This window comes from Streptomyces sp. IBSBF 2435 (assembly GCF_036815005.1).
Taxonomy (GTDB): domain Bacteria; phylum Actinomycetota; class Actinomycetes; order Streptomycetales; family Streptomycetaceae; genus Actinacidiphila.
Genome location: NZ_JAJSYW010000113.1, coordinates 1 through 22263 on the forward strand (window position 1 = coordinate 1; position 22263 = coordinate 22263).

General features: G+C 68.8%; 19 protein-coding genes. 11 read left to right on the forward strand and 8 right to left on the reverse strand.

All coding sequences use genetic code 11. From position 1 onward, the window contains the following. The first annotated feature begins 149 nt into the window (after window positions 1-149). The 4 genes from V7E46_RS21385 (at window position 150) to V7E46_RS21400 (ending at window position 5245) form a co-directional block, all read left to right on the forward strand. Complete coding sequence (locus V7E46_RS21385) at window positions 150-1586, forward strand: amino acid permease (protein ID WP_333769931.1); 1437 nt, start codon at window positions 150-152, stop codon at window positions 1584-1586. Further along, window positions 1586-2263, forward strand: coding sequence for a hypothetical protein (locus tag V7E46_RS21390; protein WP_333769915.1), 678 nt, complete (start codon window positions 1586-1588; stop codon window positions 2261-2263). The genes V7E46_RS21385 and V7E46_RS21390 overlap by 1 nt, the downstream gene beginning before the upstream one ends. After that, window positions 2236-2949 carry a glutamine synthetase gene (locus V7E46_RS21395; protein ID WP_333769932.1) on the forward strand — a complete coding sequence of 238 codons (714 nt, stop codon included), beginning with the start codon at window positions 2236-2238 and terminating at the stop codon, window positions 2947-2949. Before V7E46_RS21390 ends, V7E46_RS21395 begins: the two co-directional genes overlap by 28 nt. Before the next feature lie 322 nt (window positions 2950-3271). Beyond that, complete coding sequence (locus V7E46_RS21400) at window positions 3272-5245, forward strand: ABC transporter ATP-binding protein (RefSeq protein ID WP_333769916.1); 1974 nt, start codon at window positions 3272-3274, stop codon at window positions 5243-5245. 15 nt (window positions 5246-5260) lie between these two features. On the opposite strand, the gene V7E46_RS21405 is transcribed toward V7E46_RS21400, so the two are convergent. From V7E46_RS21405 to V7E46_RS21425, 5 genes are all read right to left on the reverse strand, one after another. Further along, a complete protein-coding gene (locus tag V7E46_RS21405) occupies window positions 5261-6961 on the reverse strand; it encodes a relaxase/mobilization nuclease domain-containing protein (protein WP_333769917.1) in 1701 nt (566 codons plus the stop codon). Further along, complete coding sequence (locus tag V7E46_RS33940) at window positions 6958-7626, reverse strand: MobC family plasmid mobilization relaxosome protein (RefSeq protein WP_443054288.1); 669 nt, start codon at window positions 7624-7626, stop codon at window positions 6958-6960. The genes V7E46_RS21405 and V7E46_RS33940 overlap by 4 nt, the downstream gene beginning before the upstream one ends. A 441-nt stretch (window positions 7627-8067) precedes the next feature. Further along, window positions 8068-8832 carry a DUF2637 domain-containing protein gene (locus V7E46_RS21415; protein ID WP_333769919.1) on the reverse strand — a complete coding sequence of 255 codons (765 nt, stop codon included), beginning with the start codon at window positions 8830-8832 and terminating at the stop codon, window positions 8068-8070. Between the two features lie 104 nt (window positions 8833-8936). Then, the gene (locus tag V7E46_RS21420) at window positions 8937-9626 is read right to left on the reverse strand and encodes an ATP-binding protein (RefSeq protein ID WP_333769920.1); all 690 of its coding nucleotides are present in this window, start codon (window positions 9624-9626) and stop codon (window positions 8937-8939) included. Continuing rightward, complete coding sequence (locus tag V7E46_RS21425; protein WP_333769921.1) at window positions 9623-10546, reverse strand: hypothetical protein; 924 nt, start codon at window positions 10544-10546, stop codon at window positions 9623-9625. The genes V7E46_RS21420 and V7E46_RS21425 overlap by 4 nt, the downstream gene beginning before the upstream one ends. Window positions 10547-10906: 360 nt before the next feature. Between V7E46_RS21425 and V7E46_RS21430 the strand changes: the two genes are divergently transcribed. The 3 genes from V7E46_RS21430 to V7E46_RS21440 all read left to right on the forward strand — a co-directional run bounded on the left by V7E46_RS21430 (window position 10907) and on the right by V7E46_RS21440 (window position 13469). Continuing rightward, complete coding sequence (locus tag V7E46_RS21430; protein WP_333769922.1) at window positions 10907-11425, forward strand: helix-turn-helix domain-containing protein; 519 nt, start codon at window positions 10907-10909, stop codon at window positions 11423-11425. Between the two features lie 164 nt (window positions 11426-11589). After that, entirely contained in the window at window positions 11590-11937 is a 348-nt protein-coding gene (locus tag V7E46_RS21435; RefSeq protein ID WP_333769923.1) for a helix-turn-helix domain-containing protein, read from the forward strand. Window positions 11938-11960: 23 nt separating this feature from the next. Then, window positions 11961-13469, forward strand: a complete 1509-nt coding sequence (locus V7E46_RS21440) for a tyrosine-type recombinase/integrase (protein WP_333769924.1) — start codon at window positions 11961-11963, stop codon at window positions 13467-13469. Window positions 13470-13534: 65 nt separating this feature from the next. Here V7E46_RS21440 and V7E46_RS21445 read toward each other — a convergent pair whose 3' ends face one another. Together V7E46_RS21445 and V7E46_RS21450 are read right to left on the reverse strand one after the other, a co-directional pair. Then, entirely contained in the window at window positions 13535-13990 is a 456-nt protein-coding gene (locus V7E46_RS21445) for a hypothetical protein (protein WP_333769925.1), read from the reverse strand. A 469-nt stretch (window positions 13991-14459) separates the two neighbouring features. After that, window positions 14460-15239, reverse strand: coding sequence for a metallophosphoesterase family protein (locus V7E46_RS21450; protein WP_333769933.1), 780 nt, complete (start codon window positions 15237-15239; stop codon window positions 14460-14462). A gap of 233 nt (window positions 15240-15472) precedes the next feature. On the opposite strand from V7E46_RS21450, the gene V7E46_RS21455 reads away from it, so the two are divergent. The 4 genes from V7E46_RS21455 to V7E46_RS21470 all read left to right on the forward strand — a co-directional run bounded on the left by V7E46_RS21455 (window position 15473) and on the right by V7E46_RS21470 (window position 21288). Next, window positions 15473-18052 carry a GmrSD restriction endonuclease domain-containing protein gene (locus V7E46_RS21455; protein WP_333769926.1) on the forward strand — a complete coding sequence of 860 codons (2580 nt, stop codon included), beginning with the start codon at window positions 15473-15475 and terminating at the stop codon, window positions 18050-18052. 653 nt (window positions 18053-18705) lie between these two features. Beyond that, window positions 18706-19608 (forward strand): FAD-dependent oxidoreductase, encoded by a 903-nt coding sequence (locus V7E46_RS21460; protein ID WP_333769927.1) that lies wholly within the window; start codon window positions 18706-18708, stop codon window positions 19606-19608. A 63-nt stretch (window positions 19609-19671) separates the two neighbouring features. Further along, window positions 19672-20625 carry an FAD-dependent oxidoreductase gene (locus V7E46_RS21465; protein WP_333769928.1) on the forward strand — a complete coding sequence of 318 codons (954 nt, stop codon included), beginning with the start codon at window positions 19672-19674 and terminating at the stop codon, window positions 20623-20625. 108 nt (window positions 20626-20733) lie between these two features. Then, window positions 20734-21288: a flavoprotein gene (locus V7E46_RS21470; RefSeq protein WP_333769929.1), complete on the forward strand. Its 555-nt coding sequence runs from the start codon at window positions 20734-20736 to the stop codon at window positions 21286-21288. Between the two features lie 168 nt (window positions 21289-21456). Here the strand turns inward: V7E46_RS21470 and V7E46_RS21475 are convergent, their stop codons facing one another. After that, the gene (locus V7E46_RS21475; protein WP_333769930.1) at window positions 21457-22161 is read right to left on the reverse strand and encodes a nucleotidyltransferase domain-containing protein; all 705 of its coding nucleotides are present in this window, start codon (window positions 22159-22161) and stop codon (window positions 21457-21459) included. Between the last annotated feature and the right edge of the window lie 102 nt (window positions 22162-22263).

Sequence of the window (22263 nt, forward strand, 5' to 3'; positions counted from 1 at the left end):
CCTCCGAGTACCGTTTGCCCTGCTTGTTGCTCACCTGGCTCTACTTCCTCTGGGACCAGGTCCCAGTCTCCAGGTGTCCAGGTCAACGGGGAAGCTTCAATGACCACTTGCTGCGTCGGTTGGGGTACGAGCCGGAGCTGAGCCGGAGGATGAACGGCTTCGGCAACTTCGCCATCAGCTTCTCCGTGATCAGCGTCCTGTCCGGGTGCATGACGCTCTACGGGTTCGGCATGGCGACTGGCGGCCCGTCGGTGATGCTGTGGGGCTGGGTGTTCGTCGGCGCCATGGTGATGCTGGTCGGTGCCGCGCTCGCTGAGGTGACCAGCGCGTACCCCACCAGCGGCGCCCTGTTCGATATGGCCAACCGCCTGGGCGGCCCGAGGTGGGGCTGGTACACCGGCTGGCTCAACCTGCTGGGCCTGCTCGGGGCCATCGCCGGTATCGACTACGGCTGCGCCCTGTTCGCGGGCGCTTTCGCCAACCTCCAGTGGGGCTTCATGCCCACGCCGGGGAAGACGATGCTGATCTACCTGGCGATCCTGCTACTGCACCCCGTATCGAACCTGTTCGGTGTGCGGCTGGTGACCATCCTCAACTCGGTCAGCGTGTGGTGGCACCTGACCGGCGTCGCGGTGATCGTCGGCGTCCTGGTGCTCGTACCGACCCACCACCAGTCCCCGCACTTCATGTTCACCACGTTCGTCAACGACACCGGGTGGTCGAGCAACTGGTACGTGCTGCTGATCGGCCTGCTCCTCGCGCAGTACACCTTCTGCGGCTACGACGCCTCCGCGCACCTGTCGGAGGAGACCACCAAAGCCCAGGTCAGCGCACCGCGCGGCATCGTCCACGCGATCGGCTGGTCGTGGATCGCGGGCTTCGTCCTGCTGGCCGGTCTGACCTACGCCATCCAGGACTACGCCGGGACGCAAGGCACGGCGACCGGCGTGCCGCCGGCGCAGATATTCCTCGACGCGCTCGGCTCCGGCGGTGCGAAGGCCCTGCTGCTCATCGTGATCATTGCCCAGCTCTTCTGTGGGAACGCCGAGGTCGCCGCCTGCTCCCGGATGGTCTTCGCGTTCTCCCGCGATGGCGCGCTGCCGGGCTCGTCCATGTGGCGACGGGTCTCGGGCCGGACGGGCACACCGACCCGGGCGGTGTGGCTGGCCGTCGCCGTGGCAGCGGTTCTGGCACTGCCCGCGCTCTACAGCACCGTCGCGTACGGCGCGGTCACCGCGATCAACGTCATCGGCATCACCCCGGCGTACGCCATCCCCATCTACTTGCGTCTGCGCGCCGGGCGCAGGTTCCAGCGCGGCCCGTGGCACCTGGGCAGGTGGAGCAGACTGGTGGGCTGGGCGGCGGTGGTGTGGGTGGCGTTCGTGACGGTGCTGTTCTGCCTGCCGCAGACCAGGCCTGCGGGACACCTGGTAACCCTCTCCTCGTTCAACTACGCCCCTGTCGCCCTTGTCGTCGTCCTGATCCTCGCTGCCGTCTGGTGGCGGACTGCCGGGCAGCGTACCTACGAGGCTGCGCAACTGGCCGGCGGCGAGGAGATGGCCCAGTACGCGGAAGGAATTGTGTGATGGGACCGCTCAGCCAGAAGATTCCGGGCGGCTTGATCACAGCTGACGAGCTCCGCGCGGCGGTCGCCGACGGCGAGGTCGAGACGGTGACGCTTGCCGTTGCGGACATGCAGGGGCGGCTGGTCGGCAAGCGCCACCAGGCTCGCGGTTTCGTCGAACGGTTGCTGACCGGCACCGCGGAGGCGTGCGCGTATCTCCTCGCCACCGACGTCGAGATGCGCCCCCTCCCCGGCTTCGGGGCGGCCTCGTGGGAGACCGGGTACGGCGACATGCGGCTTGTCCCGGACCTCGGCACCCTGCGTCGCCTGCCCTGGCACGGTGGTGGTGCGCTGGTCCTCGCTGACGCCCAGGACTCCCACGGGCAGCCGCTGGCCACAGCTCCCCGGCAGGTCCTGCGGGATCAGATCGGTCGGCTTGCCGAGCTGGGACTGGCGGCCAAGGTCGGCCTGGAGACCGAATTCACCGTCTACCGCGGCAGCTGCGATCGGGTCCCTCGCACCATGGAGCCGCTCACACGACGGAATCTCGACTACGCCCTCGTCCAGCCACTGGCCGTCGGTGAGTACCTCCACGAGATGGAAGAGCTCCTGATCGAAGCGGGGCTGCCGGTGGAAGCGGTCAAACCGAGGCCGCACCCGGCCAGGTCGAGATCACCTTCCACTATGGCGAGGCTCTGACGGCGGCAGACAATCACGCCGTGTTCAAGCACACCATTAAGACAGTCACCCCGTGGACGGAGAACAGCGCCACTTTCATGGCCGCCCCGGTCACCGGCGTCGGCAATGGGATGCATATCCACCTCTCGCTCTGGCGCGACGGCGACCGACCCGTCGTCCCGACAGAAGGCGGAGGCCTGTCCGCGACGGGCGCCCACACGGTCGCCGGGCTTGTAGAGGGTTTGCCCCAGCTGCTGCCGCTTCTGCTCCCGACGGCAAACTCCTACAAGCGGCTGCGCCCACACTCGTTCGCACCCACCCGGGCCACTTGGGGGTGGGACAACCGCACTTGCGCGGTACGCGTTACCGGCCACGGGAGCAGTCTCCACCTGGAGATCCGTCTTGCGGGAGCCGACGCCAATCCCTACCTCGCCGTAGCTGCCGTACTCGCTGCCTGCCGCTTCGGCATCGCCCGCGAACTGCAACCGCCATCCGCGATCACCGGCAACGCTTACACCACCGACTCCCCTGCGCTGGCCTCCACAATCCAACCCGCCGTGGACGCCTTCCGCGACAGCGCGACCGCAGCAGACCTGCTCGGCAAGGAGGTGGTCGCGCATTACGTCACGGCAGCACAGATCGAATGCGATGTGGCCGCGACCCGCGTCACCGACATCGAACGCGACCGGGGGTTCCACGATGCATGACCCTGGAAGCCGGCGCCGGAGGGTGGTCACGACCTCCCGCAGTCGAGGAACGAGCTTGCTCAGGCGCCCCGACGACGGGCCGACGCGATGTGTACGGTGAGACGCTCTGCCGCCGTGGTGCCGGCAGGCCTAGAGGGTGGACCGCGTGGTTCATCGTTCTGTCGTTTTCGGGCCTCCCGAAGCGGCGGCGGTGTTCACCGGCTACTGGGATGGGACCACAAGCACGAAACCGTCGCGCGTATCCAGTCCCACCTCGGCGACGTCGAGGAACAACTGCTCCAGCTGACGACCGGCAGATAAAACGGCGGAAGGCGGACACCTCATGGCGGAAAAGGCGCATTTAGGTTCGCAGCGGCAGGGCGCGGAAAGCGAGCCTGGCAAGAGCCGGACCCCGGTGCCGGAAGAGATGCGGCTCGAGTTCCCGGGGGATCGGCGGCTGGAGGCCGGTCACGCGATCACCTTGCGGGCGATGGCCCGTCGGCTGCCCCAACTGGTGGGCCGCGCGCTTCAGATGGCCTGGCATGTCGACCGCAACGCGGTGATTGCACTGCTGATCTGTCAGGTGCTGTCCGGGGTGCTGGAAGCGCTCGGGTTGTTGGCCCTGACCGGCACCATCACCGCGGTCATTGCGTCGGGCCACATCGTCGAGCGCCTGCACCAGGCCGCACGGTCTCTGGTGTTGCTCGCCTCGGCGGCCGGTGTGCGCGCAGTGCTGGGCATCGCCGTCGGCGGGCTGTCGACCCGCCTGTCCCCGCGGATATCCCGGGAGGCGGAGCTGCGGCTGTTGGACGCGGCGACCCACGCGGAGCTGGCCGCGTACGATCACCCGGGCTTCAACGACCGCTGGGATGCGGCCGATCGGGGTGTCGAGGTCTCGCAGGACATGCTCAACCAGTCACAGAACATCCTGGCCTCGGCCGCTTCCCTGGTCGCCGCCTCGGCCGTCTTGACCAGCGTCCACCCGGTGCTGCTGCCTTTGCTCGTGCTGGCCGCGCTCCCGCAGGCGGTGGCCGGCGTGAAGGGGGCACGCCTGACGTATCTGGCATCCCTGGACACGATGAAGGACCGCCGCCTGCTGGGCATCCTGCGCTGGAACCTGGTCGACAAGCAGCACGCCGACCAGATCCGCTCCGGCACCATGGCCGACTTCCTGCTCGGCCGCTACCGGGCCGCCGGCGCCCGCGTCGACGCCGCCACCGACCGCGCTGCCTGGCGCGCGGCGAAGATGTCGCTCATCGGCAGCCTGGCCGGGGGACTTGCCGCAGGCGTGGTCTGGGCCGCGCTGCTCTTCCTCATCGGCACTGGTCGCATTTCCGTCGCGTCCGCGGGCACCGCCACTTTCGCCCTGCGCTCGGTTGCCGTCGGGCTGCACGGCATCGTCGGTTACGGCGCGATCATCTTCCGCACGGGGATGTACCTCGACGACTGGTCGGATTTCCTCGACGAAGCCGGTGGCCACCGCATCAACCGTGGCGACGGCGTTCCCGCCGGACCGGAGGTCGTACGCGCGAACCGGTTGTCGTACACCTACCCGCACGCCGACCAGCCCGCCCTGGACGGCATCACCCTCGAGGTGCGGCGCGGCGAAGTCCTCGCTCTGGTCGGTGAGAACGGCTCGGGCAAGACCACGCTGAGCAAGCTCCTGTCCGCCCTCTACATTCCCACCAGCGGCAGCGTTACCTGGGACGGCGCCGACATCCGCACCTTGGACGCGCACGCGGCCTGGGCTCGCGTCGCGGTCGTACCCCAGGACTACGCGAAGTGGCCGCTGACCGCACGCGACAACATCACCCTCGGCCAGCCGCTCCCGGGGGCCGACAGCACCGTACGGTCCGCGACCGAGGCCTCCGGCGCCGACGAGGTCGTCACCGCACTGCGCTCCGGACTCGACACGCTACTGGCCCGCGAGTGGTGGGGCGGGCAGGAACTGTCCGGCGGCCAGTGGCAGCGCATAGCCCTGGCCCGCGCCTTCCACCGGGACGCCGGCCTGCTCGTCCTGGACGAACCCACCGCCGCCCTCGACCCCCGCGCCGAACATCGCATCTTCACCGGCTTGCGCCGTATCGCCGCCGACCACGCCGTCGTCCTAGTTACTCACCGCCTGACGAACGTCGCCGTCGCCGACAAGATCGCCGTCCTCGACCGTGGCCGCATCGTCCAGTACGGCACCTTCACCCAGCTCCGCGACACCCCCGGACTTTTCCACGACCTGTGGATACTGCAGAACGACCGCGAGCCGACCATCCCGGCCCAGGACAAGAACGGTGCACGCGGTCAGGACGCAGTCCTCTTTTGAACGCCCCCTATGCATTCAGCGGCGCTGACGGTTACCGGGCGTGGACGGACCGCCCGGTGCCGGCGTCGCCGAAATGGGTGTGACGCCCGCGGTGGGGCGTGCCGTTGTACTGCGGGCCATAGCAGCCTGGGCTCGGGGACTGGGGACCTGCCGTTGGGCGAGGCGTTGGATGCGCCAGGTGAGGACTTGGGCGGGGGATCGCGCGTCGGCCAGCGTGCGTTGGTCAGCAGCTTGTTCGAGGAGCCGTTTGGGGTCGTGGCCAGCGGCCTCGGCGTCGGTCAGGGCGGTGGCGAGCGCTGGCCAGGCGGGGTCGCCGAGGATGTGGTCGGCGTGTGCCGGGATGGTCTGGCGGACTTCTTCGGCGCGGTTCTCCACGACGGGGCCGAGTGGGCGGCGGGCGGTCAGGGCGGCCAAGGGAGCGCTGGCGGCTTGGGCGTAGACGGCTTGCAGGTCGGTGAGGGTGCGGCGGGTGGCCTCGACTTGCTGGTTGTGGTGGCGGGCGGAGTGCCAGCGTTGGATGGCGAGCGCGGCGAGGATCGCGGCGTCGAGGAACATCGCCAGTCCAGCGCCGTCGCCGGCGGTGGGTTGCCTGGCTATGGCGCGGATGGCGCCTCGTAGGGCTCGGGCGTGCTGGTGCTCGGCTTGGATGCGGGAGCGGCTGGCGCGTTCGAAGTCCAGGGCGGCCCGGCGGAGCTGGGGTCGCAGATGCGCGGGAGCTCGGACGGGGAGGGCGTCGAGGGCTTCGGCAAAGGCGGCGATCTGAGCTTGGGAAGCCGGGTCGTCGCTTTGGTCGAGGTGTTGGGGGATGCGTTCGGTGGCGGCGGTGGCCTGGTGCCAGGGGTTGGGTCGGCGGGCACCGGCTGCCGTGATCGGTTCGGTGGCGGTGAGGCGGGTGCGGATCTGGGGGTAGGACAGGTCGGGGGCGAGAGTGGAGCCGGAGAACCAGATGGGCTGGCCTCCGGCGTTGGTGTCGCCGTCGAGGGCGACTTTGTAGCCGCGGATGTCGCCGGACGGGAAGCGCAGCACTTCGATCTTCATGCCGCTGCTGGCCAGGAGATGGAAGAACTCCTCTTGGCTGGTGGAGACGGCCACGACGGTGCGGATGGTGGCGCGGAGCTGTTCGCGCGGGGTGCGCTGGCGGCCGGTGCGGTGGGCCTTTTCGGCTTCTGCGCGGGTGGGGCGTTTGGCTGCGGTGCCGTCGCCGGGGGTGACGCGGCGCAGGCCGTAGTCGGCTTCGATCTGGCGGGCTTCTGCTTGGGCGCGTTTGTAGGAGTAGGAGTCGCGGGGCTTGGTGCCGTCCTGGCGGACCTTGGTGGCCAGGATGTGGATGTGGTCGTCGGCGTGGCGGACGGCGATCCAGCGGCAGGCGCCATCGTCACCTTCGGGCGCGATGCCGGTCGCGTGCACCATGCGGCGGGCTATGTCGGCCCACTGGGTGTCGGTGAGCACAGGGTCTTCGGGGGCGGCGCGGACTGAGCAGTGCCAGACGTGCTGGTTAGGGCGCTCGGCGGGGTCGACGGCTTCGACGGGCAGGTCCAGGTAGGCGGCGAGCTGCTTGAAGGTGGCCTCCGGGTTGCGGGCGGGGTCGGGGGCGAGGTCGTCGGAGGAGGCGACGAGGTGTGGGTCGGTGTGGGCTTCGTGGCCGCGGCCGGTGCGGTAGAGGTAGCTGATCGCGCCGGCGGTGTTGGAGCCGGGTTTGTGGATGGAAGGGATCATGCGCGGTCGGCCAGGGTCTGGGCGGCGGTTTCAAGGCGTCCGGCGACGCGGCGGACGTCGGCGAGGGCGGCCTCGGCGCCGATGGGGCCGCCGCCGGAGTTGATGGCGCGGGCGATCTGGTTGATGTTGTTGCCGATCCGGGCCAGGTCGGTTCGGGCGCCGATGAGTTCGCGGATGGTGCCGCGCAGGTCGAGCAGGTTCGCCGCGACGCGGTTGATGTCGTGGGCGGCTGCGAGGGATGCCTGTGCCATGAACTTGGCGAGGCTCGCGCCGGTGTGGTCGGCGGCGGCTTTCACTCGGGTGCGTTCGGTGGTGCTGAGGCGGACGCTGACGGCGTCGCGCTGCTTGTTCTGGCGCGTACGGGTGCGTCGCTGCGGTCCCGTACGCGTCGGGACTGTCCTTGATGCGGGGCCGCCCTCGGCCCCACACCCCGTGCCGGTCGCCCCCTGGCGGCCGGGGTCCTGCGTGACCCCCGGGGCGCAGGACCGCGTGCAGGGCGCTCCCCCGACGGGGGAGTGTCCGAACGCACAACTTGCTTCGTTGGTGGCTAGGCTTTCGGTGGTCTCCGGGCCGTTGGGGGAGTGGGCGTAGGCGGTACTGGTCTCGTCGCGGACAGGGCGGGTACGTGGAGTGGGGATGGCGGGGGTTTCGTTGCGGAAGGACATCAGGGCGCTCGTTTCGGCGATGGGGTGTGTGTGGATGGGTCGGACCGGACGCCGCTGCGTCGCCAGCCTCGTGCTGAGGGGTTGGGGCGCTGTTGTTTCTTCCGTCGCGGGCAGCGGGTTCCGTGGCGGAACGGAGTTCTTGTTCCGTGGCGGGACGAGGCGAGGGGCGTCCGTTCAGTTTGTGAACACGGCCTCTGTTCAGTTGCTGAACGGCCCGCCTGTTCAGTAACTGAACGGGATCAGCTTCCGGCAGGCCGTGTGGAGAGGGCCTGTGGGCGGGGGGGGGGGGGGGGGGGGGGGGGGGGGGGGGGGGGGGGGGGGGGGGGGGGCGGGGGGGGCGCCCCCCCCCCCCCCCCCCCCCCCCCCCCCCCCGCTTCCGGTGTTGACCGGTTGGGCGGACCAGCCTGGCTGGTCTGCGGGGTGAGCTGGGGAGACTTCCGGTCAGTGGCTGTCGCGTTCGCGGCGCAGCGTGGCGATGAGCTGGGTGAGGCGGTCCTCGCTGATCGTGTGGCCGGCGGTGCGGATGGCCTCGCGGACCACGGCTCGGGTGGGGGTTTCGTGCAGGCGGAAGGCGGGGCGGGCGAGGGCGAGAAGTTCGTCGAGTTCCGCGCTGGGCGGCCTGCCGATACGGCGGACCGGGTGGTCCTTTCCGTGGCGTGCCGGGGCGAGGACCGGTCGGGCGTGCTGGATCTCCTGCTCGGGGCCGCCGGGAGTCTCGTGCTGATGCTCGACGGTCTCGGACTGTGCGACGGTGCCGGTCGTCGGCGAGGAGGCGTCGGCGCGGGTGATGAGGATGTGGAGGTGGACGGCGCCTGCGAGGGCGAGTGGGGCGATGGTGGACAGGATGCCGGCGGTGGTGTCGTCCAGGTGGAGGCCGGTGGTGTGGGTCTGCTGGTTGAGGCGGACGGCGTGGAGGGCGTTGGCCCAGACGCTGGCCAACGTGGCGGTGGCGAAGAGGGTCCAGATGTAGAGGCGGGCGCGGAAGGGGGCGTTGCGCAGGACGAGGAGGGCGCGGACGCCGTAGGCGATGAAGCCGTCTATGACCAGGGGGAAGAGGTAGGTCAGGGCGGGGCGTATGTGGATGGCGATGGCGATCTGCTGCAGGGCGTCGTACGAGAGGGTGCAGCCGGCGGCGCCGAGGAGCGCGACGGCTGCGCGGTCCCAGGCGGTTGCCTGGTGGGCTGTGGTGCGGGTGTTCGGGGGCATGCGGGATCTCCGGTGTGGGTTCTGCTTCCGCGCGCGGGCAGGCGTCAGCGAGGAGCGAGGCGGGGGGTGGCGCGACGGCGGGTCCGCGGGGGGCCCGGGGCCGGTTATCCGGCGAGGTTTCTTCTGCGGTCGTGGCCGGTGAGGATGACGCGGTCGGTCATCTCGGCGAGGCGGGAGGCGACGCGGTCGCCGACGGCGTCGCGGAGCTCGGCGACGGGCAGGGTGGTGGTGACCAGCGTCGGCAGGAGCTGGTTGTAGCGGTGGTTGACCAGGCGGTAGGTCAACTCTTCGGTCCACGGGGACTGCTTGGCCGCGCCGAGGTCGTCCAGCAGCAGGAGCGGGCTGCGGGCCAGGCGCCAGAGCCGCTGCTCAGGGTCGCTGCCCTGCTGGGGGCGCTGGGCGGCGTACAGGTCGGCTGCGGTCGTCGCCTCCCAGCGCAGCCGGACACCGGCGGCGAGCAGGGCACGTACGGCGCCGTAGGCCTGGTGGGTCTTGCCGGTGCCGGTGGGTCCGGCGATCAGCAGCGACGGCCCCGTCGCGATGCCGGGTACGCCGCCCGGTCCGCGCCGGCCGGTGCGGGCGATCTCGTCGGTCCAGGCGGTGATGCGCGGGTGGTCGGCCAGCGCGCCCCGGTAGCGGGGCGGGATGCGGGCGTCGGCGAGCTGCAGCGCTGTGACAGGGTCCGGCTCCCGGACGACCTCGGCTCGCGGGTCGATGCCTCGGGCAGCCAGGATCGCGGTGATACGGCTCACCGCCCCGGCGGCGGTGCGCGGTTCGCGGGTGGCGGTGGTCACAGGTCACCGCCGTATGCGTTCTCGATGTCGGCCGGATTGGTCCACGCGCGGTGCGGCGTGCGGGGGTTGGCCTGCGGCGGGGTGGCGTTCATCGCTTCGTTGACCAGGCTCGGCAGAACGCTCGGGCTCAGCCCCTTGGCCCGGAGCCGGTCCAGTCCGGCGCGGATGTGGACGGCGGCGATGTCTTCGCCCAGGAGCTGGTGGACTTCCCGGCCAAGGTGCCCCAGGACCTTCTCCGGCGGGCGGTGGGCGCACGCCGCGACGTACTCGCCGATGAGCTGCTTCGCCGAGACGGTGGGGCTGGGCGCGGGGGCGCTCGCGCCCCCCGAAGGGATTGATCCTAGGTCCAGGATCCTAGGTCCTAGATCCGGACCCTGAGGGCTCATCGAGGGCTCACTGAGTTCTCCGTGAGCCCTCGATGAAGGCTCGCCGAATCCCGTCTGACCTGCTGGTTCGCGATTCGGTGAGGGCTCGTGGGTCTGCCGCGAGCCCTCGGAGAGGACTCCGTGAGGGCTCACTGGCTCCTCTCGGAGGGCTCGTTGACCCTGCCGTGAAGGCTCGCTGCTCCCGGTGGCCTCGTGGCGGGGGCAGGCGGGTGCGCGGACGCCGCTGGGGCGGTTGATCTTCTGGTGGCGGTGCCAGGTGACGATGTGCAGGTACTGCTTGCCGTCGTCGCCTTCGTAGCGGCAGATGAGGTTGGCGGCGGCGAGCTGGGTGAGGTCGTCCTCGACGCCGAGGGGGCCGTGGTCGGGGCGGAGCGACCACAGCAGTCCGGCGATGACGGCGGGTTGGTCGCGGAAGCGGCCGTGGTCGTCGGCCTGGGTGAGCAGGCCGAAGAAGGTCCGCTCGGCCGACAGGGACACCGCGGCCAGGGACTCCGAGGCGAAGGCTTCGGGCTTGATGGTGCGTATCCGGGCCATGCCTCAGCACCCCGTCTTCGGGGCCAGCTGGGGGGACGGGGGTGCGGATACGGCCAGCGGGGCCGTACGCTGGTTCACGGAGTTCCTCTCCTGGCGGGCTTCGGGACGGCAATCCCGGGGCCGAATGCCGGTCGTGGTCGTTCAGGGATGGGCGGTCTTCGAGGGTTCTGCTTCAGCCCCCGGCGTGTCAGCGCCGGGGGCTTTGTCGTGTTCGGGGGTCGGTGGGCAGGGTGCGGGGGATGGTAGGACAATACCGCATCTCTGCCGATCGCAGCAACTGCTTGCAATCGGCAGAACGGCATGTATCCTAGTAGTCTCCCTGCGGATTGCAGCGAGGTACTACGAACGGAAGGAGCGGTGGTGGGCGACAACGAGGAGGACCTGCCAGGCCCGAGCGTCAACCAGCTCGCCGGCGAGGAGAACATCGCGGTGCGCATCAAGCTCGAACGGGACTCCCGCGGTTGGAGCACGAACGCCCTGTCCGACCGCCTCAACGCCGCCGGCTACGAGATGAACCCCTCCGCGGTCTGGCGGATCGAGAACGGCCAGCGCAGGGTCACCGTCGATGATGCCCTCGGCTTCGCCGAGGTTTTCGGCATCTCTCTGGCCAACCTCGTCGGCCCCCCCAGGCTCGCCGCCCATGCCCGCGCGACAGAGCTGGTCGAGGACATCAGACGCGCCTACCGCGCCTCCCACTTGGCCAGCCTCGCCGCCGCCCAGGCCCGCGACGCCCTCGACGCCTACCTCGACGAACACCCCGACGTCCGCGAAGAAGCCGAAGCCGCCGCGTCCCTCGCCGTCGCCGAAGAACTCATCGGCCTGCCCCAGCCGCACCAACTGCGCAACCGCCCCAGCCCCGACCAGAAGGACACCGAATAGCCCCGACTCGAAACCCCCGCACCGCACCGCCCATCCCCGAGCACCACACCGGCGAGCCCGCGGAGTTGCCGCTCCCAATGCCGCCAGAACAGGACACCCCGTGCGTCACCCCGCCATGCCCGCGACCTCCCCTGCCCGCGCCCGCGCGGAGGAGGCGACCGCCCATGCCTGAACGCCCCCACCACGAGGCCCCGCTGCCTCGTCTCTACTGCCCCGAGGAGATAGCCGACGTCCTCGGCTGTTCCGCCTGGTGGGTCCAGGACCGTGCCCGCCGACGCCTCATCCCCTTCACGCGGGTCGGCCGCGCGTACCGCTTCACCGCCGAGCACCTCGTCGAGATCATCCGCCTCAACGAGGAGCGACCGGCGCGGATGCCGGAGCCCGAGGTGGCCACTCGGAGGCCGGTTCCCCGGCCATCCGCGTCCAGGACTGCCCATCCGGCCCAGGCGGAACGCCTTCGTGCGCGTTCTCCCCGTCGGCTGCGCCGCGACCAGTTCGGTACGGCCGCGTAGAGCGACACTGGAGAGGAGGACCCATGGGTTTCGCGGAGAAGCGGGGAAGCTACTGGCGCGGCCGGTTCAAGATCGCGCCAGGAAAGCACGGCACCGTCGTCGACACGGCGGGCGCGGTGGTCAAGTTCCCGACCAAACGGGAAGCAAAACGGGCAGCGGACGAGGCGGAGTTCGCGTTCCGGCGCGGCAAGTGGCGCGATCCGGGACTCGGACAGGAGACGTTCGGCGAGTACGCCAGCCGCTGGTACGCCGCCCAAGACCTGGCTGCCTCGACCATGCAGAACTACCGGCGCCACATCGAGGAGCACCTGCTCCCGGACTTCGAGGACAAGGCGCTCGGCGGCATCCTCCGGACCGACGTCGCGCTGTGGGAGAAGAAGGAGAAAGCGCAGTACGCCGCCACCAGCGTGAAGACCTGGCGGGCGGTGCTCCACCTCATCCTGGCCGACGCCGTCGATGAGGGCCTCATCGAAGCCAACCCGGCCACGACCCGGCGCGGGCGGGGCAAGCGCGCCGGCCGCTCCCGCAACCGTGGGCCGGAGAAGGCCATCACCGATCCGCTCGGCGCCCTGCTCATCGCCGAGCGGGCCGCCCTCCTGTCCGGGCGTGACGACGAGTTCGTCGCCGTGGTGCTCATGGCCTTCACCGGCATGCGCTGGGGCGAAGTCGTCGGTCTGGAGACCGGCTTCGTACGCCCCGGCGCCATCCGCGTCGAATGGCAGCTGTACCAGCTCGACGACGGCGAGATGGTGCGCTGCCCGCCCAAGGACGACAGCTACCGCACCATCGACCTGCCGCCCTGGCTGAGGGCACTGCTGGCCGACCACATCGCCCGGACCAAGCCGACCCCCTGCTCCTGCCACGGCAAGACGTACGTCTTCCGTGGCCAGCGGGCAGCCCGTACCGGAGGCCACCACGGCGCGAAGCTCGTCGATGTCGCCCGGCGGGCCGGTACGTCCGCCGGCACCGTGTCCAACGTCCTCAACCACCCGGACCGCGTCACCGAAGCCACCCGTACCCGCGTGGAGAAGGCCATCGCCGACCTTGGCTTCGTACGTGGCGGCACCATCGTCGGGCACACCCCGCACTGGCGCCGCAGCAGCTTCGCCACGTGGTTGTTCGCCCCGGCAGTCTCGGGGCGGTACCCGGCGAGGGGTGGGTCCCGACCTGTGCCGCTCGTCGGTGAGCCCTGGCCGGGCATCCCGGTGCGGGGACGCAACTCCCAGGGGCGGGCCGATGCATGCTGGGCGCCGGTTGCGAGGGGGCTCACGCCTCACGGCCTGCGGCACACCCATCGGACGGTGATGGAGGACCTGGGCACGGAGAAGGTCCTCATGGACGACCGCATGGGCCACTTCGACGGCTCGGTGTCGGCACGGTACGCCCACGTCACTCCGGCAATGCGTCAGCGGCTGATGGCCGGCCTCACCGCGCAGTGGGAGGCCGCGCTCGACGCCCGGCTGGGCATGCATCCGACCTCACCGGTTGATGCGCTCAACCGGCTTCTGTTCGCACGGGCTGGATGTCGTTGAGACGAATGCCAAACACGGTCGGTGACACCGAACGCGACGCTTCGGTGTCACCGACCGATTCCCGTTCACTCTTCAGTGAAGATCGCACGCATGCTGGCGAGTACCTTCTCTAGCTCGTCGACCTTATCGGCGAGATCCGCAAGTTTGGCGTCTTTGGCCTTCTCTGCCTGCACTGCGTCCGAAGTGTTCAGTCGGCGAAGGGCTGATTCCGCATCACCAGTACTGCTGCCGTTGCGGACGGCAGCCACGACAGCCCCCGCTTCGCTGCCCACCTTGTAGAGGACGACGCTCTGGTTCTGGTTGTTGGGCAGATCGGAGGGGAGGTGCCCCACCCCGATGTCGGCGAGTTTGGCGTGAATGTTGGTGAGGACACGAACGCCAAGGCGACCATAACCATCGATGTCACGAAGTGCCCACATCGCTACGCGAAGGACGCCGCCGTTGGACTTGACGGCTTTGTCGAGGTCGGTCCACGTAGAGAACTCTGGTGACTCGGGCTCAAAATCGCTAGATGTGGTCATGACTCCCCCAAGCGGTTGACTCATTGTTGATGTGATGAGTCTAGGATAATCTCACCAGGGAAGCAAGAGAAGATTTTTCATGACCTCATGATCTTTTTATCTGGGGCAACTTTGGTGGATGTGGCGCGTGCGGCGGGTGGGAAGCGGACCGCAGCCCCGCTCGGGTCGCGTATGCCGTCGGCTCCTTTGTGTGATTTTGGTAACTTATGTGACCGACACGCCACCGCAGCCAGTCCAGCGCGTGGAGCCGCCGTGCCGCCGAGTGCAGTACAGGCCTTCGTCGTTCCGGAAGCGGTGGAGCGTCCGCCGTCAGGCTGAGGCGAGATCTGGGATGCGTTTCCCGCTGGACCAGACAGTCCGCAGTCGCGATTCCACCAGTCCACCCCTTTCAGCGCCAGGGCCTGTCCTTCGAGAGCGCGGGCTCTCGCGCCGTCCGCGAACGGCCCGAGGCTTGGCCGCCCTGGCGCGCTCAATGTCCCTCCGCTCTGCCTCCGCCTGCGCTGCGTCCGTCACGTGGGCCGAAGGCTGCGAGAGCGTCCGCGTCGGTCGCCTGGCCTCGGAGGAAGTAGCTGGCCCACTGGTTGATTTCGGGGTAGGAGGATTCCCTGGTCACTTGGGTGATCGCGGCTTCGATGTCGAAGTCCGTGGTCCGCAGTTCGACGCCGGGGCCAAGGAGCGCCCAGTGGGCTCCAGCTCGTCCGTAGGGCATACCGACGCTGCCCGGGTTGATGACGAGCCGGCCGTGTGCGAGTCGGACGAACGGCATATGGGTGTGGCCGAGGACCACCGTGCGGATGTCGGACTCGAGTTCGCTGAAGACCTCTTGCCAGCGGTCGAGACGGGAGTCGACCAGGACGACTTCCTCGTCGTCCCGAGGGGTGGCGTGGCAGAACAGGACCCTCCCCAGGCCTTGCAGAAGCAGGGAGAGCGATTGCGGCAGGCGGGTGAGGAGTTCGAGATGGTCCGTGCGCAGTTGTTCGGCAGCCCAGGGCGCGATCGGGTCGGTGATCGTGTCGCGTCGGCCGCGGCGGTATTCGAGGAGCTCGCGGTCGGCGTTCCCACTGACCCAGGCGACACGGTCTCCGAGGGCGTTCAGCAGGTCCAGTACCTGCACTGGTTGCGGGCCTGCTGTGATGTCGCCGGTGAGCACGATGCGGTCCGCAGCGCGCACCTCTGGTTCGTCGAGCACAGCCTCCAGGGCGGGCAGGACTCCGTGGATGTCAGAGAGGACGGCTACTCGCTTCAGCATAGTCACCATGGTGGAACGATGGCCGCCCAGTGGGGATCGTTCCGCTTCCGGCGTAGCCCGAGTTGTCTTGTCCCTACCTGTGGGTCCGCGGCCGCCTGTCGACACCAAGGTGTAGGTGGTCCTACTCCGTTGCAGGAGCGACCCTCTGGGTAGTTGTCCTGTTTTCGGTCTTGGGCCGTTGTGGCAGTGGAACTATGGAGGCCGATCGAGACCTGCCTGGAAGAGGTATTCGTGTGCACGCTCAGGAGACCACGTTCAAGAACCTCGTCCAGGGCGAGAAGCAGTACCAAGTGCCGCTGTATCAACGCACCTACAGTTGGGAACGGGAGCACCTGCAGCAGCTCTGGGACGACGTGCTGGAGCTGGTCGAAGACCAGTCGGAGGGGAGAACTCCGACGGCGCACTTCCTCGGCTCCGTCGTGCTGGCACCCGGTCGGATCACTGCGGGAGGGATGCAGCGCTGGCTCGTTGTCGACGGGCAGCAGCGGCTGACCACCCTGATGCTCGCGTTCACGGCCTTGCGTGACCGCCACCGTGCGCGCGGAGCGGAGCAGAAAGCCGAGCGCATCCATGACTTGGTCCTGGTCAACAAGTACCGAAGCGGTGATGACCACTACCGCCTACTGCCCACGCAAGCGGACCGAGACGCGTTCATCGGCTGTATCGAGACCTGGCCCAAGGCGAGCGGGCCCGGCAACGTGGGCGCCGCTTACCGCTTCTTCCTGACGGCACTGACCGACGGGGAGGAGAACGGAGGTGAGGCGTGGACAGATGTGGTGGAGGCCGTCCTGGGCGGTCTGCTGTCGGTCGTCGAGATCACCGCCGCCGAGGGCGACAACGTCTATCGGATTTTCGAGTCCATCAACAACACCGGCGTGGGACTCAGCCAGAGCGATCTGCTGCGCAACTACGTCTTCATGTGTCTGCCGACGCGCGGCGAGTGGGTCTACCGCAATCGCTGGCTGCCGATGCAGGAACTTCTCGGCCCTGCCAACCTCGAACTCCTGGTGTGGCTCGACCTGGTTGTCGCTGGCAACAGTCGTGCCAAGCAGAGTGAAATCTACCGCGACCAGAAGAGGCGCCTGGAACCCATCAGCACGGACGAAGCCGCACTCGAGAAGGAGATTACGGCCCTCGCAGGACGCGCGGAGCGCCTCATGCGCATCCTGCAGCCCGAGCGGGAACCGGACCCGGATCTGCGCGAAGTCCTTGAGCACCTCTCCCGCTGGGGAGGCCAGACGCACTACCCGCTGGCGCTTCAACTCCTCGACCGCGTGGACGCCGGCCAGACCACGCCCAGCCAGGCAGCCCAAGCGCTCGCCTATTCCGAGAGCTACATGGTGCGACGGCTGTTGGCCGGCCACTCCACGATGGGCAGCAACCGCGTATTCATGGAGATCCCCAAGGAGTTGGAGAAGGACAACGACCCCGGGGAGGCCGTCCGCCGCTTCTTGTCGAAGAACAAGACCGGGGCACGGGTCTGGCCCGACGACGACGCCGTCCGCAAGGCGATTCGCTTGCGACCCTTCTACAAGTCGGGTCGCAGCAACCAGCGCTTCCACGTACTGCGCCGGCTGGAGGAGAGTTACGGGGGAAGCGAACCGGTTGATTACGCCAAAGCAGATCTCACGGTGGAGCACGTGCTCCCTCAGAGCCCCGCTCACCAGTGGCTGGACCTGCTTGCGGAGGAGACCGACGACAGGCAGACCCCGGAAGAGCTCCACGCGTCGCTCGTCCACACACTCGGCAATCTGACCCTTTCGGCGGACAACGCGAAGCTGTCCAATCACCCGTTCCGACGCAAGCAGGAGATCCTGGACTGCAGCGCCCTGCGCATGAACCAGGCCATCGCCGAACAGGAGCGGTGGGGTCAGACGGAGATCCTGGCCCGCGCCGATGAGCTCGCTGACCGGGCAGTCAGACTGTGGCCCGGGCCGGTCACCGGGACGATCCCCGCGGACGACGAGTGGACCGGCTGGCAGGAGTTGCGCTCTGCTCTCCTCTCCATGCCGGCCGGCACGTGGACGACATACGGCGATCTTGCAGCGCTCATTGGCACTCATGCCGTCCCAGTCGGTCAGCACTTGGCCACGAAGGGCGGACTTCACGGCGCCTACCGAGTGCTGACAGCGGACGGCCGCGTTGCAGCGGGCTTTCGTTGGCTGGACGGAACGAAGTCCGGAGATGCCCGCACGAGCTTGGAAGCAGAGGGTGTTCCCTTCGATGAAGCCGGCCGAGCCCGACGCTCTCATCGGTTGACCGCCTCAGACTTGGCGGCGCTCACGGGCAAGGACCTCGACGAGGAAGCCGTGCCTTCCGCTCCCGGGAATGACGCCGGGCAGCAGTCGGCGGCTGCCCGCTTCGAGACGCAGCTGCGCGCCAATCAGACCAAGGAGACCGTAGACGGCGTTCTAGAGGCACTGCGCTTCTGGGAACAGCAGGGTGGCCACCTCGCTTACGGCCGCGCAGCCGAGACGAGCTGTTTCCCCACAGTCCCGCTCAGCGGTATGTCAGGTGTCCGTACGACGTGGCCGCTGGGGATCTACCCGGTGTCCGGCACCGTAGAGGTCGTCTTCCAGTATCTGAAGCGGCGTCCGCCCTTCGATGACGAGCCGCCGCGGCGTGAGCTGATGAGCCGGCTCAACGCGATTGCGGGAGTCGAGCTGGCAGAGGCCAAACTGGACCTGCGTCCGTCCTTCCCCCTGGAGGTATTCGCGACGCACAGCGGTGAGCTCTGTGCGGTGCTGGAGTGGTTTGCGCACACCGTTGCACAAGCTCAGGTGACGAGCGGGCCACTTCCTGACGCTACCTAGCTGTTCGGGGCCGTCGCAGGACGGACTCACCAGATCCGGCGGGATTCAGAACCGCGACACAACCCCAAGGCTGCCAAATCGGCTCCAACCGAGGGCGCTTGCGGCATAATCGTGGTGCTTACCTATCCGTCGGTTCCCTGCATCCACCGCCCCAAGGGGCACTGATGAGGGAGTCCGCCATGGAACCGATTTCACTCCTGTTGATCGTGGTCATTATGTTGATCGCGCGAGGCAGGTGAGACCTTCGGAGGTTGAGCGCCGAGGGCTCCTGAGGGGGCCCTCGGTCATGTCCGAGGCCAAGAGCTCTCGGGATGGGGAAATTCTCCGCATGGGGCATGGCCTCGGTGCATACCCACCCAGCTGCGAGGGGACTCCCAACGACCGCCGCCACTGGTCTCGACGGTGGTTGGCTACCGGGCCATTACAACCGGCGCAGGAGCACCCTCGATGGTGTGCGAGACAGGGGCGAGCTGCATTCTGAGATCTGCGGCAGATGCCTTCGAGCTGGGCTATGCGCCTTGGACCCTCACCGATGCCTCCGCCAGCGACGGAGGGTCGCGTCCACGACTCCAGCCTCACGGTCGCCGCCGGTTCATCGGCACAGGCCACTCAGCTGGTCCCGAAGCTCGACGTCCTGGTGCTGGAATAGCCCCATGACAACGATCACGGACCTGGTCATCGTCGGTGGAGGCCCAGCCGGCTGCGCGGCAGCGGTGATGGCCGCGAGCGTCGGCATGCGGTCGGTCCTGATCGAGCCGGATGCCCTGTGCGCCAAGCTCCAGCACATCGCCGCCATCAACAACGTCGTAGGCGGCCACACCAGCGGGCCGGAACTCGCCGCAGCTATTGCGGCGGACGTCACCCGTGCCGCGCGGTGCGAGGTGGACCTCGGGGCGCGGGCGACCGAGGTACGTGCCCACGACGACCACGTGTCCGTCACGACGGACACCGGCCGCACTATCAGCGCCTCTTACGCGGTCGTGGCCACCGGCGTGGGCCCGGTCCGCGTCTCGGCCGCCGCCTGGCTGACGGTGGCAAGCGGCTCCGACCTGCCCACCCTCTGGGGCGCGGAAGTCCCCGAGATGGCTGCCGATTCCCTCCTCGTGCTGGGCGCAGATCGTCCCCTCGGAACCTTCCTCCGTGCCCACCCGGCTCTCGACGCGACGGTCCTTGTCGCGTATCCGCCGGAGGACGACTACAAGGTCGACGAAGTACGCGAGGACGCCCGCGTCACCCTGGTCCCGGTCACCCGCCTGTCGGTGCAGGTGGGCGGTGCTTCGGCGGTCACCGCTGAGTGGCTCGGCCGAAATGGCCGCCGTGGTGCGGGGACTGCCGACGCTGCCTACCTCAACCTGGGGAGCGCCCCCAGGCCACCGCAAGGCGCTCTGGTGCCCGACAGCACCGGTTACTGCCCGCCGGACCGCCAGCCCCCGCGCATCCTCACTGCCGGTGACCTGCGCTTCTCCCGCTACCAGCGCATCATGGTCGCTGCCGGCTCCGGCAGCGAGGCCGCCTTGGGGGCGTACTACGGCCTGCGGGGTGTGGGGTCTGCGTAACGTGCGGCATCCGAACGAGAAGCGCTGGAACCTCCCTTTGTCACGATTCGTCAGGGTTGTCCCGTGACCTCAGGGAGGCGCGCTGTCGTCGTGGGAGCCGGTGTGGCCGGACTGACCACGGCGGTGCTGCTTGCCGAGAGCGGCTGGCGAATTCATGTGGTCTGTGATCGGCTTCCCGGGGCCACGTCACTTGCTGCGGGGGCTATGTGGGGACCGTACCTGGTAGAGCCGAAGGACCAGGTCGATCACTGGAGTCAACGGTCGCTGGAAGTCTTCGGGACATTGAGTCAGGACCCGGCCACAGGGGTGCGGCTCACCAGCGGCATCGAAGCCTCCCGTACAGCCGAAACCGCGCCGGACTGGGCTATGACGCTGCCTGGCTTCCGTCCGTGTCAGCCGGGCGAACTCCCCATTGGATTCACCGCCGGCTGCCGGTTCAGGGTGCCCCTCATCGACATGCCGGTCTACCTTGCCTACCTCCAGCAGCGCCTCCGCAGGGCCGGAGGAACCGTTGAGCAGCGAACCCTCGGCTCCCTCGCCGAAGCCGGTCCGTCCTCGGCGATCATCAACTGCACGGGCCTCGGCTCCCGCGCTCTCGTACCGGACCCCGACCTGCGTCCGATCCGCGGACAGCACGTCGTCGTCTCGAACCCCGGCTTGACCGAGTTCTTCTCCGAGGACACCGGCACGTCGCCGGACCTCCTGTGCATCTATCCGCACGGCAACACCGTCGTACTCGGCGGCACGGCGATCGATGGTGAGGACGGTTTGGGACCGGACGAGGAGGCAGCGTCAGCCATCCTGCGTAGGTGCGCTGAGGTGGAGCCGCGGCTGGCCGAGGCTCGAATCCTCGGTGGCCGCGTCGGGGCCAGGCCTACCCGAGCCAAGGTGCGAGTCGAGGCTGATCGGCTGGCAGATGGGACGTTGGTGGTACACAACTACGGCCACGGCGGTGCTGGCGTCACGCTGTCCTGGGGGTGCGCCGAGGACGTTCTGACCCTGCTCGGTGGGCGATGACGAGATGCCACGAGCCGCTCAGGGGCGCGATGGACGATGCTGCGTCCGTTCGCCGTTACGGCCCAAGGAGCGCACCCCCGTGCTCCGCCGTCGAGCAGGGAGTCGTCTATGAACGAGTCGTTGGACGAGCGACCGAAGCCGTTCCTGTACGTCGTGGTGTGTGCGGCGGGTGTCGCGGGGGACGTGGGCACGCTGATCACGATGGCGCAGGACCGCGGCTGGGGCGTCGGGGTGGTTGCCACCCCGCAGGGGCTCGGTTTCATTGATGCCGCGGCCGTCGAGGCGCAGACGGGTTACCCGATCAGGTCCGCGTGGCGCTCGCCCGGGGACCCGCGGCCGCTTCCGCCTGCGGACGCCATCGCCGTTGTGCCGGCGACTTTCAACACGATCAACAAATGGGCGGCCGGGGTCTCCGACACGCTGGCGTTGGGCATCCTCTGCGAGGCGTACGGAATGGGCATTCCGACGGCTGTGCTGCCGTACGTGAACTCGGCCATGGCCGCCCATCCCGCTTACCGGGAGAGTCTGGTCCGGCTACGCGGGATGGGCGTCATGGTCAGTTCTTACGAGCCGCATCCGCCGAAGTCGGGCGGAGGCGCTGATCGGTTCCGCTGGGAAGAAGCGCTGGAACTGCTCGGCCCCCCTGCGGACGTGCGGCGGTGAGCACGCTCTCGGGGCGCGGGTTCTCCCCCTGTGAGAGCGTGGTGGCGCGGTGGCGGTCGGAACGTAGTCCACTCGGCTTGCGGAGCCGAGGCCGCCATTCGCGGGCAGACTGCTGCACCCGTGATCAGCTGGTACACGAGCCTGCAGGAGGCTGCCTCTCGTCGGAACTCACCGCGCTCCGCTGCGCCGATACCCGACCCACAGCCGACCTCCAGCCTGGAGCAGCACCTCGTCCACGACCTCGATGAGCACCTCCACGCGACCCTCCAGAGCCTGATGGACGCCGTCGTACAGCCGCTTGCTGAGGCCAGGGGCTATGGCGTCGAGGCGGCGGGCCAGCCACTTGCCCCCGCCGTTCCAGGCGGTGTTGATTGCCAGGGCGAGTTCGGCGGTGCGGCGGGCGAGTTCGGTGCAGATGAAGAGGCGTTCGCCCTGGTCGGTGCAACCTGCGAGGTCGTCGAGGAGGTCGGTGAGCGCGTAGCGGCGGTCTTCGATCTCCTCGACGGGCACTGTGGGAGGACCGGCAGCGGCCAGCGACTTTGCATGGGAGCTGATGCGTGCGCCGACCCCGTCACGGTCGAAGAGCAGGACGCCGTTTGTGCACATCCACATGAGCGGAGACCTCCGATTGCTTATCTCGCGCTCGACAAAGGCGTGCCAGGACTCCTCGGTGTGCACGAGCAGCTCCACCGGCCAGCTGAGCTCGTGGACGCTCAGCCGGTAGGGCGCCGGAGCGCCGTGCAGCAGGATCACGACGTCCAGGTCGGAGGTCGCCGTGCGGCGGTCCGTGATGACGCTGCCGCCGAGGAAGGCCGCTCGTGCGTCGGGGTGGTGTGCTTGGACTACGGCGTTCGCGGCGTCGATTGGGTCCATGAGGGGATTCTCGACCGTTTGAGGCCTGAGCGCATCGCAGTTGGGCTCTGGCGATGTCTACGGGTGCGGTCACCACAGGGTGGGGTCCTTCCGGGGCTGGGG

Bases quoted from the DNA above. Each gene is read 5' to 3' on its own strand.
- V7E46_RS21385 (WP_333769931.1), top strand. From the start codon at position 150: ATGAACGGCTTCGGCAACTTCGCCATCAGCTTCTCCGTGATCAGCGTC.
- V7E46_RS21390 (WP_333769915.1), top strand. From the start codon at position 1,586: ATGGGACCGCTCAGCCAGAAGATTCCGGGCGGCTTGATCACAGCTGAC.
- V7E46_RS21400 (WP_333769916.1), top strand. From the start codon at position 3,272: ATGGCGGAAAAGGCGCATTTAGGTTCGCAGCGGCAGGGCGCGGAAAGC.
- V7E46_RS21405 (WP_333769917.1), bottom strand. From the start codon at position 6,961: ATGATCCCTTCCATCCACAAACCCGGCTCCAACACCGCCGGCGCGATC.
- V7E46_RS33940 (WP_443054288.1), bottom strand. From the start codon at position 7,626: ATGTCCTTCCGCAACGAAACCCCCGCCATCCCCACTCCACGTACCCGC.
- V7E46_RS21415 (WP_333769919.1), bottom strand. From the start codon at position 8,832: ATGCCCCCGAACACCCGCACCACAGCCCACCAGGCAACCGCCTGGGAC.
- V7E46_RS21425 (WP_333769921.1), bottom strand. From the start codon at position 10,546: ATGGCCCGGATACGCACCATCAAGCCCGAAGCCTTCGCCTCGGAGTCC.
- V7E46_RS21435 (WP_333769923.1), top strand. From the start codon at position 11,590: ATGCCTGAACGCCCCCACCACGAGGCCCCGCTGCCTCGTCTCTACTGC.
- V7E46_RS21440 (WP_333769924.1), top strand. From the start codon at position 11,961: ATGGGTTTCGCGGAGAAGCGGGGAAGCTACTGGCGCGGCCGGTTCAAG.
- V7E46_RS21445 (WP_333769925.1), bottom strand. From the start codon at position 13,990: ATGACCACATCTAGCGATTTTGAGCCCGAGTCACCAGAGTTCTCTACG.
- V7E46_RS21450 (WP_333769933.1), bottom strand. From the start codon at position 15,239: ATGCTGAAGCGAGTAGCCGTCCTCTCTGACATCCACGGAGTCCTGCCC.
- V7E46_RS21460 (WP_333769927.1), top strand. From the start codon at position 18,706: ATGACAACGATCACGGACCTGGTCATCGTCGGTGGAGGCCCAGCCGGC.
- V7E46_RS21470 (WP_333769929.1), top strand. From the start codon at position 20,734: ATGAACGAGTCGTTGGACGAGCGACCGAAGCCGTTCCTGTACGTCGTG.
- V7E46_RS21475 (WP_333769930.1), bottom strand. From the start codon at position 22,161: ATGGACCCAATCGACGCCGCGAACGCCGTAGTCCAAGCACACCACCCC.